Annotated in this window: 10 protein-coding genes, 1 tRNA gene and 1 pseudogene; 6 read left to right on the top strand and 6 right to left on the bottom strand. The window is 45.8% G+C overall.

Features of this window, described 5'->3' with window-relative positions:
• Positions 1-582: 582 nt before the first annotated feature.
• Entirely contained in the window at positions 583-2,172 is a 1,590-nt protein-coding gene (locus QUB10_RS22100) for a peptidoglycan-binding protein (protein WP_333205430.1), read from the top strand.
• A 542-nt stretch (positions 2,173-2,714) separates the two neighbouring features.
• Here the strand turns inward: QUB10_RS22100 and QUB10_RS22095 are convergent.
• From QUB10_RS22095 to lipA, 3 genes and pseudogenes are all read right to left on the bottom strand, one after another.
• Entirely contained in the window at positions 2,715-3,242 is a 528-nt protein-coding gene (locus QUB10_RS22095; RefSeq protein WP_332943884.1) for a transcriptional repressor, read from the bottom strand.
• Positions 3,243-3,707: 465 nt separating this feature from the next.
• Positions 3,708-4,973 carry an RNA polymerase sigma factor SigC gene (gene sigC, locus QUB10_RS22090; RefSeq protein WP_333205429.1) on the bottom strand — a complete coding sequence of 422 codons (1,266 nt, stop codon included), beginning with the start codon at positions 4,971-4,973 and terminating at the stop codon, positions 3,708-3,710.
• Between the two features lie 992 nt (positions 4,974-5,965).
• Positions 5,966-6,841, bottom strand: a pseudogene (gene lipA, locus QUB10_RS22085) (lipoyl synthase); the annotation flags it as partial.
• 91 nt (positions 6,842-6,932) lie between these two features.
• On the opposite strand from lipA, the gene QUB10_RS22080 reads away from it, so the two are divergent.
• A tRNA-Pro gene (locus QUB10_RS22080) sits at positions 6,933-7,006 on the top strand.
• Between the two features lie 618 nt (positions 7,007-7,624).
• The gene (locus QUB10_RS22075; RefSeq protein ID WP_333205428.1) at positions 7,625-8,746 is read left to right on the top strand and encodes an EAL domain-containing protein; all 1,122 of its coding nucleotides are present in this window, start codon (positions 7,625-7,627) and stop codon (positions 8,744-8,746) included.
• Between the two features lie 174 nt (positions 8,747-8,920).
• Here QUB10_RS22075 and QUB10_RS22070 read toward each other — a convergent pair whose 3' ends face one another.
• The 3 genes from QUB10_RS22070 to QUB10_RS22060 form a co-directional block, all read right to left on the bottom strand.
• Positions 8,921-9,796 (bottom strand): SDR family oxidoreductase, encoded by an 876-nt coding sequence (locus QUB10_RS22070; RefSeq protein ID WP_333205427.1) that lies wholly within the window; start codon positions 9,794-9,796, stop codon positions 8,921-8,923.
• A gap of 171 nt (positions 9,797-9,967) precedes the next feature.
• The gene (gene xth / locus QUB10_RS22065) at positions 9,968-10,753 is read right to left on the bottom strand and encodes an exodeoxyribonuclease III (protein ID WP_333205426.1); all 786 of its coding nucleotides are present in this window, start codon (positions 10,751-10,753) and stop codon (positions 9,968-9,970) included.
• A complete protein-coding gene (locus QUB10_RS22060) occupies positions 10,750-12,153 on the bottom strand; it encodes an NB-ARC domain-containing protein (protein ID WP_333205425.1) in 1,404 nt (467 codons plus the stop codon). Before QUB10_RS22060 ends, xth begins: the two co-directional genes overlap by 4 nt.
• Before the next feature lie 215 nt (positions 12,154-12,368).
• On the opposite strand from QUB10_RS22060, the gene QUB10_RS22055 reads away from it, so the two are divergent.
• From QUB10_RS22055 to QUB10_RS22045, 3 genes are all read left to right on the top strand, one after another.
• The gene (locus QUB10_RS22055) at positions 12,369-13,619 is read left to right on the top strand and encodes a hypothetical protein (protein WP_333205424.1); all 1,251 of its coding nucleotides are present in this window, start codon (positions 12,369-12,371) and stop codon (positions 13,617-13,619) included.
• A gap of 13 nt (positions 13,620-13,632) precedes the next feature.
• Positions 13,633-16,191 (top strand): GTPase, encoded by a 2,559-nt coding sequence (locus QUB10_RS22050; RefSeq protein WP_333205423.1) that lies wholly within the window; start codon positions 13,633-13,635, stop codon positions 16,189-16,191.
• 100 nt (positions 16,192-16,291) lie between these two features.
• Positions 16,292-17,509, top strand: a complete 1,218-nt coding sequence (locus QUB10_RS22045; RefSeq protein WP_333205422.1) for a GTPase — start codon at positions 16,292-16,294, stop codon at positions 17,507-17,509.
• Positions 17,510-17,578: the final 69 nt, after the last annotated feature.

The following is a 17,578-nucleotide window of genomic DNA, read 5'->3' as shown; positions in this document are numbered from 1 at the left end:
TTTTAGTGGCTAGTTTTTTGGTTAATCAGCGGTACTTTCCTAGACGCACTCGCCACATGAAGAAGCCGCGTTTCTTAACAAAAAACCTGCGATTTCAGACTCTTTACCAGACAAGAAATTAAGGTGATGACAACCTGCGCCCAAGTCTTGTGGTAATTTCTGCGGCAGCCCGATAAAATATTAGCCAGCACTACCCCAGAACTTAGGAATGAGAATTAAATAACTTAGAATGCGTGATGGTTCTTGTGGGATGGGCGTCCCGCCCGCCCTTTCTGGACGGGCGGGACGCCCATCCCACTTTCAAGAGTGTAAATTATTTAATTCGCGATCCTTATTGTCTTTTGGCATTAAAGGCTAAGATTATGCCTGCAAACTTTTTTGCTGAGTCTCGCGTCTCTAGAAGCAGCGATGCTATCTTAGTTGTTACCTGTAATTATTATTGACGGTAAATTTTTTAGAAAAACGGGTGCTTCGCGCTTTCCAGGTAGAACTTAGCGTTGATAGAATCCAAGCCAAGCGTGCCAAAAATCATTTTTGGCAGTTTGCTCACACAACCCACCCACAATTTCACACTAAAAAATTATGGAATCCCTTGCTTACCTCGAACTTGCTCTTGTTTGCGAAGCACCCGCAGAGTCGAAAATTTTTGATGAGCCCAATTGGCAAAACCTATCGAGTCAGACTTACGTCCGTTTGCTGTCTCTGGCTTTGATGCTGTCGGTTTTGAGTGCAGCCGGTGCGGCTTTTGCTCAAATAGATCCGGGATATCCCAATGTGCGAGCGATTCAAGACAGGTTGCGGGAACTCGGTTATTTTCCCAGATCATCGACAGGTCAACTCGGCCCGGTTACTAAACAGGCGCTGACTAACTTTCAGCGAGACTATCAACTGTCGCTGACTGGTAGGCCCGATCGAGCTACTGTGATAGCACTCAACAGTTTTGCCGGGGATGACGATCGACCTTTTAATACCTCTTTGACAACATACTATACAAATTATCGGGAGCTGCGTTTTGGAGACGCGGGTGCAGATGTTTCGGCACTCCAGCGCAGGTTGCAGCAGCTAGGCTACTTCAGCGCCCATCCCACAGGGAGTTTTCGCGAAGTTACTCAAAATGCGGTTAGATACTTCCAGCGAATTAATCGACTGCGGGTAACTGGAGTTGCCGATAGACAAACTTTAGCTTTGCTGTTTGGTTCCACCCGGCCGGTTCCCCCCGTGACGCTTCCAGGGAATATTTCGGGAAATGGCGGTTGCAAGGGGCTGCGGTTTGGGGACAGAGGGGCGACGGTAGACTTGATCCAGCGGCAATTAAAAGCTTTGGGCTATTTTGAAGGCGGCGTTGACGGCAAGTTTCGCGAACGCACTCTCTACGCTGTGACTCGTTTTCAGCAAGATTACAATCTCGTTTCTGACGGCTGCGCTGACACTGCTACTTTGACTGCTATCGATGCCCAGATGAGGCAAGCTGAAATTACCTCGTGGACTGAGGAAGATGACCAACAGAGTAATGCCGGAGATTTTCTGGAGTTGGGCGACAGAGGCCGACAAGTAGAATTTGTGCAGCGGCGGCTGCAAGAATTGGGTTATTACAGGAGCCAGATTCACGGTTGGTTCGATCGACCAACTCAAGCAGCTTTGATCCGCTTTCAGAGAGATAGCGGGCTGTTCGGGACTGGAAGGGTCGATCGCAGCACTCGATCGGCTTTGCGGCAAGGCAACAGGCAGGCAGCAGCGCCTCTGCCGCAAATTGCCGCTGGTCTGCGACGGGGCGATACTGGGCCTGCTGTCCGACAACTTCAGTCTGCGCTCAGAAGTCTGGGCAAAAACCCCGGCCCGGTGAACGGAGTATTTGGAGCCGAGACCGAGTTTGCGGTGCTGTCGTTTCAGCAGGAACGCAATTTGTCACCGGCGACGGGTATTGCCACTCCGGCGACTTTGGCTGCGCTCCAAAACGGATTAGCTGGGCGGCTAGCTGTTCCTGCTGTTCCAATTAGCAGCAGTTTCAACTCTCGATCGAGCATTCAGCAATTACAAAGGCGGCTGCAAGACCTCGGCTTTTACACAGGCTCGATCAGCGGAGTTTTTGATGGTTCGACGAGAGACGCCCTCGATCGAGCTCAGCGCAGCTACGGGGTTAGCAGCGACGATTTGTTGAGCCAAACTTTTTAGCCCCTGGCTTGCGGACGCTACATCAAAGAAATCGGGTTTCTTGTTTCCGACTCATAAAAAATACTCGGTAAGTGGGAAACTCAGTGGCTTCAGCCCGCTCGTGGAAAACGACACGGCGATTTCAATCGCCTTGAATCCCCTTGCGGGGTTAGAGGGGTATGGTTGCCCCTCTATGGAGATATGGTTGTCTCCGAGTCCCTTTCGGGTAATGTTAGCTTCGCCAAGGTTATAAGAGCTTTTTAAACCTGCAACACTTTCTCAGTGACTTTAAGACTGTTTAATTGCAGATGACAGAGCGGAAAACTAGCTTCGCATTCGCCGGTGTCGTGACTCAAATAACGTAGTCAGTTAAGACTTAAGCTGGTCAGAATAGCTTGTAATTTCTTACAAGCTCAGTGGCTTTAGCCCTGAGTTCCTGACTCCTGAAATGATGTATTTTTCTTAAGAAACCCGGTTTCTGCGTAACTCTGATCGCACTTGGGCTACCGATTTTTGTTAAAACTTGTAACAAGTCGTACTTGAAATGCGAAAATAGTGTAAGGTCACTCGATTGAATCCGGTGCGGTGCTGCCGTTCTGGGCGATCGACCTGGGACAAGACCAATTGCTAGAAACCAAAGACGGCCATCCCATCCGCAAAGCTTCGTGGCACACCGTATGAATGGTTAGCTGGCAGTCTAGCAGGTGCAACCCAGACTTTTCAGCTTGCTTCATGCCAATTTTCAAAATCGAATCGTTGTTAAATTCGATCGTTCTGTTGCACTGAACGCAGACTAGGTGGTGGTGGTGATGCGGGTAAGGCTGGTTTATTTCATAGTGTTTGTGACCTTCTGCTAGTTCGAGTTCGCGGAGGAGGCTCATCCTTGCCATTAACTTTAAAGTTCGGTAAATGGTGGACAAGCTAATGTTTTCGCCGCGATTTTTTAACAAAGTGTACAAATCCTCGGCACTCAGGTGATTGCCTTTGGGGAGGTTCTGAAACACGTGCAAGATGGTTTCCCGTTGGGGAGTCATCCGCCAGCCTTTGTCATTGAGTTCGGATTTGAATGAGGACGCGGTATAAAGTGCCATAGTGACCCTCTCAAGAAAGTCTGCCTATTGACAATAATACACAACGATCGAGATATTTTGCAAATATCGCAGCTTATTGAAAAAAGGTTGAGGAAAAAATTTGGTTTTTGATATTGTTTGACTTTTAACCAGTTTTATGAGTGATCTCAAATCCGGTAGCATCGGAATTATTCATCTCTGTATTCTCTCCCTCTGCGTTCTCTGCGCCCTCTGCGGTTAAATCATTCCGATACAACCGGAAACGATATGAAAGCATCCAGGATACAAGCCCCCGGATTCATCCGTGGGGTCAATACTTCAATTCTTTAATCTAAAATCTAAAATCTAAAATCGATTGACTTGCAGCAGAGGACAGAGAAGTGGTTGAGAAGTAAATATTGTTACTTCTGCCGAATGCCTCATGCCTTCTGCACAAGTGCCAGATGCCTTGCTCCCTGATTAATCGCGCTGACTGACCGTCCCAATTTAAGTCAAAGACTCCAGATAGTCGCGGACGCGGTTGCGACGCTTAGGTTGGCGGAGTTTTTGCAAAGCTTTGGCTTCAATTTGGCGGACACGCTCGCGGGACAAGTCGAGGGCACGACCGATTTCTGCCAGCGAATAGGGGTGTCCGTCACCCAAACCAAAGCGCATCAGAATTACATCTCGCTCGCGGCTGGTCAAATCTGCCAGCAGTTGCTGCAAGTCGCGGTGCAGAGCTTCTCGCATCAGCATTTCTTCTGGGGAGATGCTGTCGGTTTCGAGCAAGTCGCCCAACTCTGTATCTTTTTCGTTGCCCACTTTAGTTTCCAAAGAAACCGAACGGGGGACTCGCAGCAAAACTTCTCGGACTTGGGGCGCTGTCATGTCCAACTCGACAGCGATGTCTTCGATCGTAGCTGTCCGACCTTTTTCTTGAGAAATTTTGCGCTGGGCTTTTTTGATTTTGTTCAGTTTTTCGGTGATGTGGACGGGGAGGCGAATGGTGCGGCTTTGAGTGGCGATCGCCCGCGTAATTCCCTGCCGAATCCACCAGTAGGCATAGGTGCTAAACCGATAGCCCCGCGTCGGGTCAAACTTTTCTACAGCTCGCTCCAGTCCGAGAGTACCTTCTTGTATTAAGTCGAGCAATTCTAAACCGCGATTTTGATATTTTTTCGCCACCGAAACCACTAGGCGCAGGTTCGCCTTAATCATGTGGTCTTTAGCTTCGACGCCTTCAGCTTGAATTCTTTCGATCGCCTCCACCGTCATTTCTGCTAACTCGGCCCACTGGCGCTTGCCTTCGGACATAATTCGCTTGAGTTCTGGCACGTCACCGACACCGGCGGTTAATGCCCAGCGTTCCAGGGAAGGTTTATGTCCCAATTGTGCGGACAAGCGATCGCGCACTTCAATTAAATGCACGAAGCGTCCAATTAGTCCTTCTTCCTGGGAGGCGACGGTGTTGCGTAATTCCAGCAATTTGATATAGCGCTGAACTTTTTGAGCTTCCGAGACTTCTTCGTCTCTACCCAAGAGACGAACCCGACCTATTTCTTGGAGGTACAGGCGCACTAAATCTGTAGTGCGACGGTTGGCATTTTTTTGCAATTTGGCTGCTGGGTCTGCATCTTCTGTCTCTGCTGGGTCTTGGTCGAGCAGTTCGTCTCCAGCTTCTTCAGCATCTTCATCCAACACATCACCTTGCAAGGGATTGACTTGCAGTTGTTCGTCGAATTCAGCTTCAGCGTAAAAAGAGGTGGCTGGCATAGTGATTTTCTCAGTTGCTCCGGTGAAAAGATGCTACGCTTAGCGGTTATTTATAATTAAGATGCCCATTTGGTTAAGACGAAGCATCACCGCTTTGTGTTTCTTTAGTAACTTTTCTGACTTTTCTGCTGTTGTTCGATCGAACTTTTGCTGCCCCACTTGTTTTACCAAGATTCTGGAAAACGCTAAGAACTTTCTGATGTAACAGGTTGAAGGCCCGAAAAGTGTGCTTTACTTCTTTGTTTATGTAGCTAGTATAGATAGTGACTGGCTAGAAACAAGTGACGTTAGTCAGAAGTTAAGTTAATCTTCATCACCGATAAGCTGGTTCCCGATCACTTCGGAAAATTAGCCATTTTTTTAATAAAACTTTATATAACTCGGCGCTGTGGATTAAATACGCTGCCGTGAGCGCGGGAGTTTAATCCATTATAGAATATGGGTTTCAGAGTGGCTAGAGTCCCCAGTACCGAGTTATTGGCTGACGCAAAAACCGGGTTTCTCGATGTCTTTTGCGTAAGTCATGAGTTTGAGGGGGCGATCGACCGATAATTGTTTTGCTATTGGCGGCTGCTTCGGGCTTAACATCAGGCCCAGCACACCGGCATCTGAAACCGGGTTTTTTGCCCTGGGCCTGCATATAAAGCGCAAGTTTTTCCTCGCTGTTACCCGGTTGATCGGGTTTTAGTGAGAATGGTGCGATCCTCTTCGAGGGCTTCGCTAACGCGCGCGAGTCATTGGTAACAAGTTAAGCTAAGAAAGCATTGTCAATCAGCAATTATGCTCAACATTTACTCGGATTTTGGGCATAAAACTGAGATTTGGGCGATCGAGGAATCATGCCTCCCATGATATTTATATTTACTCCCTCTCAAATCGTAAATTTTCCACTCCTAAAAAAGCAGTTTTTTTTGAGTAATATTACTGATTGACAAATGCAGTTAAGTCTTAACTTGTCACCAATGGGCGCGAGTCAACTCAAATTAAAATTGCTAGCGGGGGTAAAGTTTCATCAGTTCCCTCACCTGTTCGGCGTGATAGGAACTGCGAGTTAAGGGAGAAGCGACAACTTGCAAGAATCCCAAAGATTCGCCAAACTTTCTCCAAGCATCAAACTGTTCTGGAGGCACAAAGTTTTCGACGTTCAAGTGCTTTTGAGTCGGTTGCAGGTACTGTCCAACTGTTAAAATATCGCAGCCGACAGCCCGTAAGTCCTGCATCGCCTCCCGAATTTCGGCGTCTGTTTCTCCGAGTCCCACCATGATGCCGGATTTGGTGTAAACCCCAGGTGCGAGTTCGCGACTTCGCTGCAATAGTTCCAAGGTGCGATCGTACTTTCCTTGCGGCCGCACCTTGCGGTAAAGTCGCTTTACGGTTTCGGTATTGTGGTTGAGTACCTCTGGGCGGGCTGCGAGAATAATTTCTAAAGCTTGCCAGTTGCCACACAAGTCGGGAATCAAAACTTCTATAGTTGTATCGGGCATCGCCGATCGCACTGCTTGAATGCACTCGACAAACTGAGACGCGCCCCCATCCGGCAAATCGTCCCGGTTGACAGAGGTAATCACGACGTGGTTGAGTTTGAGTCGCTGCACTGCTTGCGCCAATCTTTGGGGTTCTGTGGGATCTAAAGGTTGGGGCTTTTTCTCAAAATCGATGTCGCAGTAAGGACAGGCGCGGGTACAAGCCGGGCCCATAATCAAAAATGTCGCAGTACCTGCGTTGAAGCATTCGCCGATGTTCGGACACGACGCCTCCTCGCAAACCGTATTCAGGGATAAATCCCGCAAAATTTCTTTGACGTTGCCGACGCGCTCCCACTGAGGGGCTTTAACTCGCAACCACTGGGGCTTAACTGTCACGTCTGTCTCCGCCTGAGTAGTGTTTTACAAATAATTATATACGAGGTTGCTAAATTTTTACTTGAATGTGATAAGCTTAAAATCTAGTGACTAATTTCGGGATGTAGCGCAGCTTGGTAGCGCACCTCGTTCGGGACGAGGGGGTCGCAGGTTCAAATCCTGTCATCCCGATTGCTTTTAACTCTTCACAGGTAACGGGTTTCAAATTTATTACCCTCTAGGATATTCCACTTTCCGCTCATCCTTCGCTCAGTCCGACTCTTCTAAGTAGCTGAGTATCTCCAAAACTGCTTCAAATCCTGTCATCCAGATTATAAAATTAGATTGGATCTGCCCCCGCAAGTGAGTGTGTTTTGGGCGATCGTCCGGGTGTGTATATTTGTGGTACGCATAAATTAGTCGATCGGGCGATTCCCTACGGGATAGCTGCGCTTCACGGGCGGGTTAATTTTCCTTTGCGAAAAAATCAACTCTAGCGACTGTTTTGGCAGACGGAATTATAGAATAAAACGTAAACAATCAGAGCAGCAGTAGAGAGTAGAGAACAAGTCTTTGCCTTCTCCCTCTGTGATGATTTGGGACTGTGTTTGATCGCAGGTACTTACTCAATGCTGAGAACTTTGAGCAAGGTTTGAAACCGGAGGCAAGTATAAATACTGCAATAATTCTTAAATACAAGTTAATTAAGATTTACATCTTGAGATAGATGAATTAATAGCTGAATGAGCTTATAATAAAAGCTAGTTCTTAGCGGGTCTAAAATTAACCCGAAAACCGGAGGATATTCCAATGCAAATAAGTGGCAAAGCCTTCGGCTCCTGCTCTCGCTGCGAAACAGTACCCGCCAAAATAGAGGGCAGGGGAGGTCTATACCTGTGGTTTCCAGTATCGCACACGCTGACCAAGGTTATTTCTGCACTAACCAAGGCTGAACTTGAATTCCGGCTGTTAGAAGAGAGCAAGTGTTTGTACATTATGCTTGACGGAATAGCAAAAGAAAAGTTTAACGCCCTAGCATCATCGGTGCTGACAAGTCAAGAGTTGAAAGAGACTAAAGTTTTGTGGATGCGCGAAGTTGAACAGCCAAAACTTAGCGATTTTTATCGCAGCACTTCCTTAGACTCTTTTATTAACTTCAGCCAGTCTGATTGGCTGTTAGATTTATTGTCCGAAGAACGCATTACTACGCATTTTCAGCCCATTGTTTATACCTCAGACACTTCTAAAATTTTTGCCCATGAAGCCCTGCTCCGAGGAATTGACGAACAAGGAAACTTAATTTATCCGGGTCGGATTTTTGCCCAAGCAGAATCAGCAGGCCTAATTTTTCAACTAGATGTTTTAGCCCGGACTCGCGCTATCCGCGAAGCCCATGTTTACGATATCAAAGAACTACTTTTTATTAATTTTTCTCCGACTTCAGTTTACGATCCCGCTACGTGTCTGCGAAGGACAGTACAGGCTATTGATGAAGCGGGAATTCCTCACAGCAATATTGTTTTTGAAGTAGCCGAATCTCAGCACCCTCCTGATATGGATCACTTGATTAATATTCTGAGGTTTTACCGAGAAGCGGGATTTTTAATTGCCCTGGACGATTTTGGCAGCGGTTCTTCTAATTTAAATTTGATGCACCAACTGCGTCCTGATTTTATTAAGTTGGATATGGAATTAATTCGCAACGTCCATCAAGATTATTATAAGGCACTAATTACTGAAAAGATGTTAGAAATTGCCGCTCAATTAGAAATTAAAACTATTGCTGAAGGTGTGGAAACTTTGGAAGAGTTTGAGTGGGTGCGGGAACGGGGAGCAACTTTTGTTCAAGGTTATTTGATTGCTAAGCCGACTTCTCCGCCGATCGCAGTTACGAGCTATATTGGTGCTCAAGCAGTACCTATTTCTGCTTAGATGGTTTCCAGTTGCGATTTGGCGCTACATTTGCTCGTTTTGCTCGTCCCCAGGCTCTGCCTGGGAACGCATATCAGGAGGCTCTGCCTCCATTAAAATGAGACAACGATTTGGAGGCAGACCCTCCGAATCTTCATTACCAGGCTCTGCCTGGTAACGAGAATAACTAGCATTTTAAACGCTCAAATTGCGTCGCAGAAAGCTTTCTAAGGATTCCATTCTCATGCCGTAGATTGATTCCAAGTTTTGCACTTCTTCGGGAGTGCAGAAATACTCGTTACCCAGCAATACGCGCAAAGTTCCTAAGTCTTTTTGAGCTTGAGGATTCAATAAACCCAACGCATTTCTCAAACCGTCAAACACCATCAGTGGCGGGTTGATTACTATCGGTTCGCGCTTGAATAATCGTCCAAAAATGCGGGGAATGTCGTCTCTTGTCAGCACATCCGGGCCACCGACTCGCAGAATTTGGTTGCGGGCGCCTTCGACTGTTGCCGAGTTTGCGGCAATATGAGCTAAGTCGTCGGTACTGACAACAGAGGTGCGGTTTTTGCCATCGCCAATCAGCAGGTAAAGTCCGGTTTCTCGAAATCTTTCTGCTAGGGGTAACAAGCTGGAAGCAAAACCGGCAGGCCGCAAGATTGTATAATTCAATCCGCTGTTTTGCAGGTATTTTTCAACTTCTCGCTTGGCTTTGAATACTGCGGAATCTTCGTATCCTCGATCGACTCCCAGTACCGAAATAAAGACAAAGTGCTGCACTCCGGCTTCTTTGGCGCAGTCGATCAATTCTATGTTAGCGCGGTAGTGTACTGCTTGAACGTCGCCGCCGGTGCCGTGGCTGCTGATGATGTACTGCACTCCTTGGCAGGCTTTTTTAATATCTTTGTCTTGTTTTAAGTCGCCGATAAAAATCTCGGCGCCTCGGTTTTCTAGTTCAGAGTAGCGAGATGCGAGGCGAACGAATGCGCGGACAGGCTTCTCTTGCTGTCTGATTTCTCGTACAATTCGGCGGCCTAGTGCGCCTGTTGCTCCGGTTACTAAGAACATGATTTTTAGTTGTTGGTTGTTACTTACATATTGCACTTTTCTCAATAGTAGGGAAGATGCCTGTTCCACAAAGAGTTAATTTTATTGTGGTGTGGGCATCCTGTCCGCCCATCGAAGGCTTATTGAGAATGGGGCAAGATGTCAATTGTTATTAACCTTATAACTTATAAATCAAATTTCGACAATTACGGGGGCGTGGTCGCTGGGTTTGATTAATTTTCTGGGAGCAATATCTATTGTACAGTTTTTTGCTTGTTCGTACAGGGGAGGGCTGAGATAATGGTGGTCGATTCTCCAGCCGTTGTTGCGTGGAAATGCGGCGGCGCGGTAGTCCCACCAGCTATAATGGCCGCCTTCTGTGGTGAATTTGCGAAAGGGGTCGTTTAATCCTAATTCTATTATTTCTGTTAGTGCGAGGCGCTCGGCGACAGACAAGCCGACGGAGTTAGCATTGGCTTTGGGATTGTGGATATCTCGATCGTCCGGCACGATGTTGAAGTCGCCGCAAATGCACAAGTTGGGGGATTTATCTAGTGCTATTTTGAGGTATTCTTGCAGCAGTTTGAGCCACTTTAGTTTGTACTCATATTTCTCGCTGCCAACTTCGGAACCGTTGGGAACGTATACGCAAATAATGCAAATATCGTCTATAACCCCGGCTATTAGGCGTTTTTGTTCGTCAAAAATACCTGCGGTTTCGTCGCCGAGAAGGGGGGCAAATCCGGTGCTGATTTTCGTTAGGGGCGATCGGCTAAAAATGGCGACGCCGTTGTAGGATTTTTGACCGGAAATGTAGCAGTTATAGCCGAGGTTTGTAAAGGGTTCTAGGGGGAAGTCTTTGTCTGGAACTTTGGTTTCTTGCAGGCAGAGAACGTCTGGGGAGTTGGTTTGCAACCAGCTAGTAACGTGTTCTAGGCGGGTGCGGATTGAGTTGACGTTCCAGGTGGCGATTTTCATTTTTTGTTTGTTATATACTCTCTGATTACTGGCGCGATCGTAAAGTGCGATCGCCCATTTTGTTTGACTGTTTCAACTAATGACCGTCGTCCTAAAGATTGCATGACTTTCAAGAGTTCGGGCGGTGATAATTGCAGGTTTTCTGGTATTTTTGAGATGTCGGCAGGTTCGGGGGTATTGGCTAGCCATGCGATCGCCTGTTGTTCGGATGCGGTTAGGCGATCGAAATGCTGGTGCAGCAGAGATTCTAAGTCACCTAAGAACAGGGTATCATAGGAGAGGAATTCGGAAACGCTACCGCCGAATAAGTCTTGAATCATAGTTGCAACTATATTTAACCAGGATGGATTGCCTCGGTAAAGGTCGATTAGTTCTGACCATTTCTCCGGTTCTCCTAAACCTTTTTCTCTAAAGATTTCTTGTGCTTCCGGGCCTAAACCCTTGAGTTGCAGAGATTTGCAGGGGCGGTTTTCGCATTCTAAGGCGGCGATTTCTCTGGGTTTTTCCCAACTCAGCAGGATTAAGCAACTGTTGTGGGATGATTCTGTTAGTTGTTTGAAGAATGCGCCGTAATTTTCATATCCTGGCTGGTAAGTTCCTGCGAGTTGTTGGCTGCTAAAGATTGTTTGGATATCATCGAGGATGATGAGACAGCGGTGCGATCGTAAATATTCTAGTAGGGGCAATCCCCCCGTGGTTGCCCTTTCTTCGGGATAGGGGGCGGGCACGGGGACACCGCCCCTACAGAATTTAATTAAGTCGGTTTGGAGTGACGCCAGCGGTGGGGAGTTGCGGAGGCTTCGCCAGATAGTGCGATCGAATTCGTGTTGAATTTGTGGGATTAGTTGGAGTGTAAGGGCGGTTTTGCCAATACCGGATAAGCCTAAAATGGTGATGAGGCGGGTGCGGCCCAAAATCCAGTTTTCTAGGGTGGTGAGTTCGGATGTGCGGTTATAGAATAGGTTGGGTTCTGGTGCATCAGCTAAATCTAAATGTACTTCAGGTTCGGAATTGCTTGTTTTTTCGTTAAATCTATCCTTGTCTTGCGGTTCAGGTTGTGAGATTTTTAGGGAGTGCAAAGTCTCAGCGGAGACGCTACCAATTTGTATATAGTCTTTCCCGAAACATGAGATATTGGAAAATCGCCAATTTTGTAATTTTTCTCTAATATTTGCTTTGCAAACCTCTTCATCTTCTAATGCAACTGATAGAAGTTTCCATAATTTAAAGCCAACCTCTTTAACGTATTTCTCTGAACGTTTGTGATGCTGTGCAATTTCTTTATATTTCTGATTGTCCCAAGCGCCACGTAGTATAGCTTTTTGCAGACTATCTAAGTGTTTTCCCGTAGTAGTCAAAGCTAGACGGTCTACAAATTCTAAAGCTTCTTCAACGTCCATCGGTCAGGCAGATGCAAGGGGTTGACCTGATTGTAACCCAACTAAATATGACTTTTTCAGTAGCAACCAACTAAATGTGACTTTTTATGACCTAGTTGGGATGAAAAAACTACTAAATATGACTTTATATGGCTTGACAAGATTTGGTATTTAGGAAAGAATTTATACTTAAGACAGTAAAAGGTTATGCTAAGCGCTACTGGTATCTAACTGTTATGACACAACCGAATATTTTGGAACTCGCGAAACAGGGAGATGCAAAGGCGATCGCGCTTCTGCTGAACCGCCAGCTACAAGCCAAGGGCATCACCGCCGCAGCTTCCCTTAAGGATGGTTGTTTACAGGTGATGCTGGAAGCCACAGAAGCGCCTAGTCAGCAAGTCTTGGCCCCGTGGGTGAGTAAGTCGATCGCTGGTTTGGGGGCTGCATCGATTGAGAAAGTCAAGGTTTACGGGCGACAGACGGGCGCAAAGGTGCCGGCGTGGAGTCAAGAGTTGGAAGTGGCGGGGCTAAAGTTGCCTGTTACGGATGTTACACAGGGGCGGGCAAGTTCTAGTGAAAATACGGAGTCAAATCAGCTTAGTTTGAAGGAACGGGCTAAGCTTGGGGATGTGGAGGCGATCGCATCTTTGTTAAATCTGCCGTTGCAAAATAAGGGAATTACGGCGACTGCGAGTTTGCAAGACGGTTGTTTGCAAGTGATGCTGGAGTCGGATGTGGTTCCTGATGAGGAAGCGGCTGTTAGGATTGTCCGCAGGGAGTTGACGAATTTGAAGGCGGGGGCGATCGCTTCTGTGAAGGTTTACGGGCAGCAGGCGGGTGAGGATTTTCCGGCGTGGAATCGAGAGTTTGAGCTAAAGGCAGAGGTTAGTTCAGATTCAAAAAAATTATCAACAGATAAATTTGCAAATAAACCTGAAATTTTGACTCAAGTTATTCAGTTAATGAAACAGCAAAAGTTTCAAGAAGTATTAGAAATATCTAAAAATCATCTTCAGGAGAATCCACAGAGTCAAAAAATTTTGCTGGCAGGAGGAGTTATTGTCTTAGCAGCTCTAAGCTTTAAAGCAATACCAATTGCTCAACAAACTCCATTACCTACGGTCGTTACCTCCTCTAGTCAGCCGTCACCAACCAGCGATCCAGTAAAAGAGTCAGCTACAAAGTTTATGGAGCAATATTTAGATGACATTGTTAACAAGGGAAATAGTGGCACTTCTTACTGGTGTAGTAAGTCTCAAGATTTTGCATCATCTTTCTTTGCACCTAGAAACGCCAAAATTCTAGATATGGTAGCATCTGATACTACCGTATCGGTTACGATTCAGCTTGACTCCAGCAACAAGGGGGGTGGGCAAATTACAAATAATTGGTTAATTTTTTTGGATAAGGAAGAAGATCAGACTAAATCCAGCACCTTGCACGATGGCTGGTGTGTTGCCTTTATCAGTGATAAATCAAAATAGTGAATAAGTTAAAATGTCTGACCTAATCTCAAAAACCACCGCACACCTAGACTACCCATTCCTATTAGTCACACACATGGTCTGTGCGGATCAGCAGATTCACAGTGAAGAGTCGAAAGCACTACGCGAACTAGCAACGCAGATCGGCGCTTCTCAACGCACTCTCGCTGAGATGGAAAAAATTCTAGCTCAAGAGGAAAACCAGCTTTCTGTAGAGGATTTAGCTCGAAAAGTGTCGCCCGGTGAGCAAAGCGAGGCCATGTCGCAAATGTTGGCGATCGCCTATGTTGACGGTTTCTGTTCTGCATTAGAACGCCAGATGGCGGAACAAGTAGCACGGATTTGGAACTGGCCAACGGGAGAAGTACAGCGGCAGCTTGTAGAAGCAGGAGCCTTCGCTGATACCCGATTCATAGGCGAACACAACCAACAACAGAAACCCTCTATCGGTGCGCGTTTCCTTGCAGGGGCTGATTCTCTCCTTTCACGCGCATTAGTGGATAATGTAGCAAAGCTCACTGGGAGTGAGCAAAAAGTTGAGCAAATACGCCGGGAAATCCTGTTAACTGGGCCAGAATATGATGAGGCGATTCGTCAGTGTGCAGTCATCGCTGATGAAGATTATAAATTTGCAAAATCGGCACTTCTAACAGCTCTATCAGCCCTTTCCAACTTGGAAACAAATATTCAAGTGGCTATCGAAGACATCAAACATAAAACAAGCGGTAAAGGTCAAGCTACCACTGCTAAGGAAGTCGCCAAGCAACTTGAGGATACTAGAAATGCTCTAAGTGCCGAAATTATCAAAGAAATGGAAATTGTGCGCGAGTCGCTTCGGGCCAAGGAACGCGCTCTCAATCATTTCAGCATCACATTTATGGGCAAGACTAAGGCTGGCAAAAGCACTCTTCACGCCATAGTTACAGATGATGGATGGGATGCGATAGGTGTAGGAAAGCAGCGCACAACTCGGTTTAATCGGGTGTACGAGTGGAAGAATATCCGCATCATTGATACTCCTGGGATTGGTGCTCCGGGTGGCCAAAGTGATGAACAAATTGCTAAAAGTATTATCGACGAGTCAGATGTGATTTGTTATGTGGTGACAAATGAGAGTATCCAAGAGAGTGAGTTTGCTTTCTTGCGGCTATTAAAGGAAAAAGCCAAGCCATTAATTATTCTACTGAATGTCAAGAAGAACCTACGCCACTCTCATCGGTTGGAGGATTTCTTAAAAAACCCCGATAAACTGTTTGAAATGGATGGTCAAAGTGGTCTAGGCGGGCACATTGAACGTATCCGTCGCTACGCTCGTGAGCATTATGCTAATGACTATTTCGATATTGTTCCTGTGATGCTGTTGGCGGCGCAGCTTTCCCGCGAACCAGAACACGCAAAGAAGAAACAGGAGCTTTTTCAGGCAAGTCGGATGCAGAAGTTTCTAGGTTCAATCCGTCTATCTCTCGTTGATCATGGGGTAATTCGTCGCTCTCAAACTTTGCTCGGTTCTACCGTAGGCGAAATCGATAAGCCTTATAAGTGGGTAAATAAACAAGCTTTAGTCTATGAAAAATTGACAGAAACTCTGAAAAATGAGCGCGAGGGAATCCAAAAGGACATCCGAAAAACAGCTAAGGATGCTAAAGACTCTTTACTGCAAAAAATCGAGAGGATTTTTCAAGAGGCTATAGAAGCTGTTCCATCTTTTGCAGAAGATCATTGGAACTGTAACGAAGTTGCCATGAAGCTGGGATGGGAAACAAAGTTAAAAGCACTTCGCTTTGAGAAACGCTTAAAGATAGCTTATGAAGAGACTAGCAAAAAATTCAATAAGGAAGTTCAGGAAGTTCTGGAGGAAATAGGAAATGAATTACAGCTAATATCTGAGCTTGGTAGTAGCGATTTCAACTTTCCTGAGCAGGATTCAAACAATTTTCGAGATTTTGTGCGAATTGGTGGAGGCATTCTAGGGATAGCAGGAACTATTATAGCGTTATTCGTAGCCGCTCCTGTTGGGATTTTTATAGGGATAGGAACTACTGTTGTTAGCATGATGACAGGACTTTTTAAATCCAAAGATGAAAAGCGACGCGAGGCTGTTATAAATATCTCAACTTCATTAAAAAGTCAGCTCAACACTCAGAGGCAAAAGACTCTACAGCAGGCTCACAGGGAATTTGGTAAGTATTCTGATTCCGTAACCACGAACATCAACATCTATTTTGAAGAATTGATTACAGGGCTAGAAGCGATCGCGACTCAGCTTGAAGAAGCAAAAAAGAAGTTATCAGGGACAGCAAATTATCTAAATCGTGCTTATGCAAAGCGAATCATTGACTGGTCTACTGAACAACAGGAAACTCTAACAGATAAGTGCATCAACCACACCATTGCTAGAGTCGAAAGAGATTTCGGACGTAGCATGAAGATTGTCACAAAATCTAAAGTTCAACGACTAAAAAAATCCCTAGAGGATATTAAACACATCCTTCAAGAGGATATTTCATTTAGCAATCTCGAATCTTCCCAAAAAAAACTAAACTACCATGACTCAGAACCACCCGAAATTTAAAGCTGCTGATGTTGCTGGATATTTCACGAAAACGCTAGTAAATTTTGACAACTTACTGGCTCAGGGAAACACACCCGAACTAACAGCTATCCGAAAAAAAGTGCGTGATGAATTAAAAGAGTATCGAGATCAGGGGATTCTCGGAGTAGCTTTTGTGGGGCAGTACAGTGCAGGTAAATCAACCATCATTTCTGGCATGACAGGACGGCGCGATATCCGCATTAATGCTGATATTGCTACTGATAAAACTACCAATTATGACTGGAACGGCATCCAGCTAATTGATACGCCTGGACTTTTTACAGACCGCCAAGATCACGATGAGACTACTTATGATGCCATTAACAAATCAGACTTGCTGGTTTTTTGCCTCACCTATATGCTCTTTGACTCATTGACAGCAGAGAATTTCAAGAAGTTAGCCTATGAAAAAGGCTATCGCTGGAAAATGATGCTGGTTATCAATAAAATGTCTGATGAAGCAGGAGAAGAAGAGCAAAAGATTGCCAACTACCGCACAAGTCTTGCCGAGGCACTGAAGCCTTACAGTATTGATGAATTTCCGCTCTGCTTTATCGATGCCAAAGACTACTGTGAAGGCATGGACGGCCAAGATGATTTTCTGACGGAAATCAGCCGGTTTTCAACTTTTATTGATGCTCTCAATCAGTTTGTAGAGCGTCGTGGCTCCCTTGCTCGTTTTGATACACCAGTCCGAATTGCTCTAAGCTGCGTTGATGAGGCTCAGTTGAGCTTTAGTCGCAACTCTAGCGAAGATTCTGCTTTTTTTGAAGTGCTGACACGGTTATCTCGCACAGTGCGTAAAGAGCGTGATCGCCTGCGAACCAAGGTTAAAAATATAGCCCTAGAGATGTCATCAGGAGTTGCTAGCGAAGGCAACACTCTTGCCGCAGCAGTAGGTAGCGAGCAGAAATTTGAAAACCTGAATAAACAAGCTGAACTGAATGTGCAGAAGCACTATGAGAAAGCAGAAACCAAGCTGCAAGATGCTGTAAATGTAGCAGTTGAAGATATCCGGCAGGAGGTTGAAAAAGTGCTAGAAGGTGATCTAGTCAAGAGTTTTGTTGCTTGCCTAGATAAAAATCAAAATATATCAGCCCAAAATCTGGGGGCTGGTATGGATATGGAGCGACTAAAAAGCCAAGTTAACTTGCTTAAAAAAATTGGTGAGACGGCCGGGGTGAAGCTGACCACTTTGGCATCGAGAAGTTTTGCAAAAACCGCTGCTGAACAAGGATTTCTACGTTCTATAGATGTAGCAGGAAGCGGTTTACATCAAGGTGTTGTGGCAGGGTAAGCTCATCTAATTTGGTATAAATTGTACTTGACAAAACAAACAAAATACACAGGTAGCCCGCTCGTCATT

Source organism: Microcoleus sp. B5-D4 (assembly GCF_036705145.1).
Taxonomy (GTDB): Bacteria; Cyanobacteriota; Cyanobacteriia; order Cyanobacteriales; family Microcoleaceae; genus Microcoleus.
The sequence above is the reverse complement of the archived record's forward strand: the minus strand, read 5'-3'. Positions and strand labels throughout refer to the sequence as shown.

Bases quoted from the DNA above. Each gene is read 5' to 3' on its own strand.
- QUB10_RS22070 (WP_333205427.1), bottom strand. From the start codon at position 9,796: ATGTTCTTAGTAACCGGAGCAACAGGCGCACTAGGCCGCCGAATTGTA.
- sigC (WP_333205429.1), bottom strand. From the start codon at position 4,973: ATGCCAGCCACCTCTTTTTACGCTGAAGCTGAATTCGACGAACAACTG.
- QUB10_RS22055 (WP_333205424.1), top strand. From the start codon at position 12,369: ATGACACAACCGAATATTTTGGAACTCGCGAAACAGGGAGATGCAAAG.
- xth (WP_333205426.1), bottom strand. From the start codon at position 10,753: ATGAAAATCGCCACCTGGAACGTCAACTCAATCCGCACCCGCCTAGAA.
- QUB10_RS22100 (WP_333205430.1), top strand. From the start codon at position 583: ATGGAATCCCTTGCTTACCTCGAACTTGCTCTTGTTTGCGAAGCACCC.
- QUB10_RS22075 (WP_333205428.1), top strand. From the start codon at position 7,625: ATGCAAATAAGTGGCAAAGCCTTCGGCTCCTGCTCTCGCTGCGAAACA.
- QUB10_RS22050 (WP_333205423.1), top strand. From the start codon at position 13,633: ATGTCTGACCTAATCTCAAAAACCACCGCACACCTAGACTACCCATTC.
- QUB10_RS22095 (WP_332943884.1), bottom strand. From the start codon at position 3,242: ATGGCACTTTATACCGCGTCCTCATTCAAATCCGAACTCAATGACAAA.
- QUB10_RS22060 (WP_333205425.1), bottom strand. From the start codon at position 12,153: ATGGACGTTGAAGAAGCTTTAGAATTTGTAGACCGTCTAGCTTTGACT.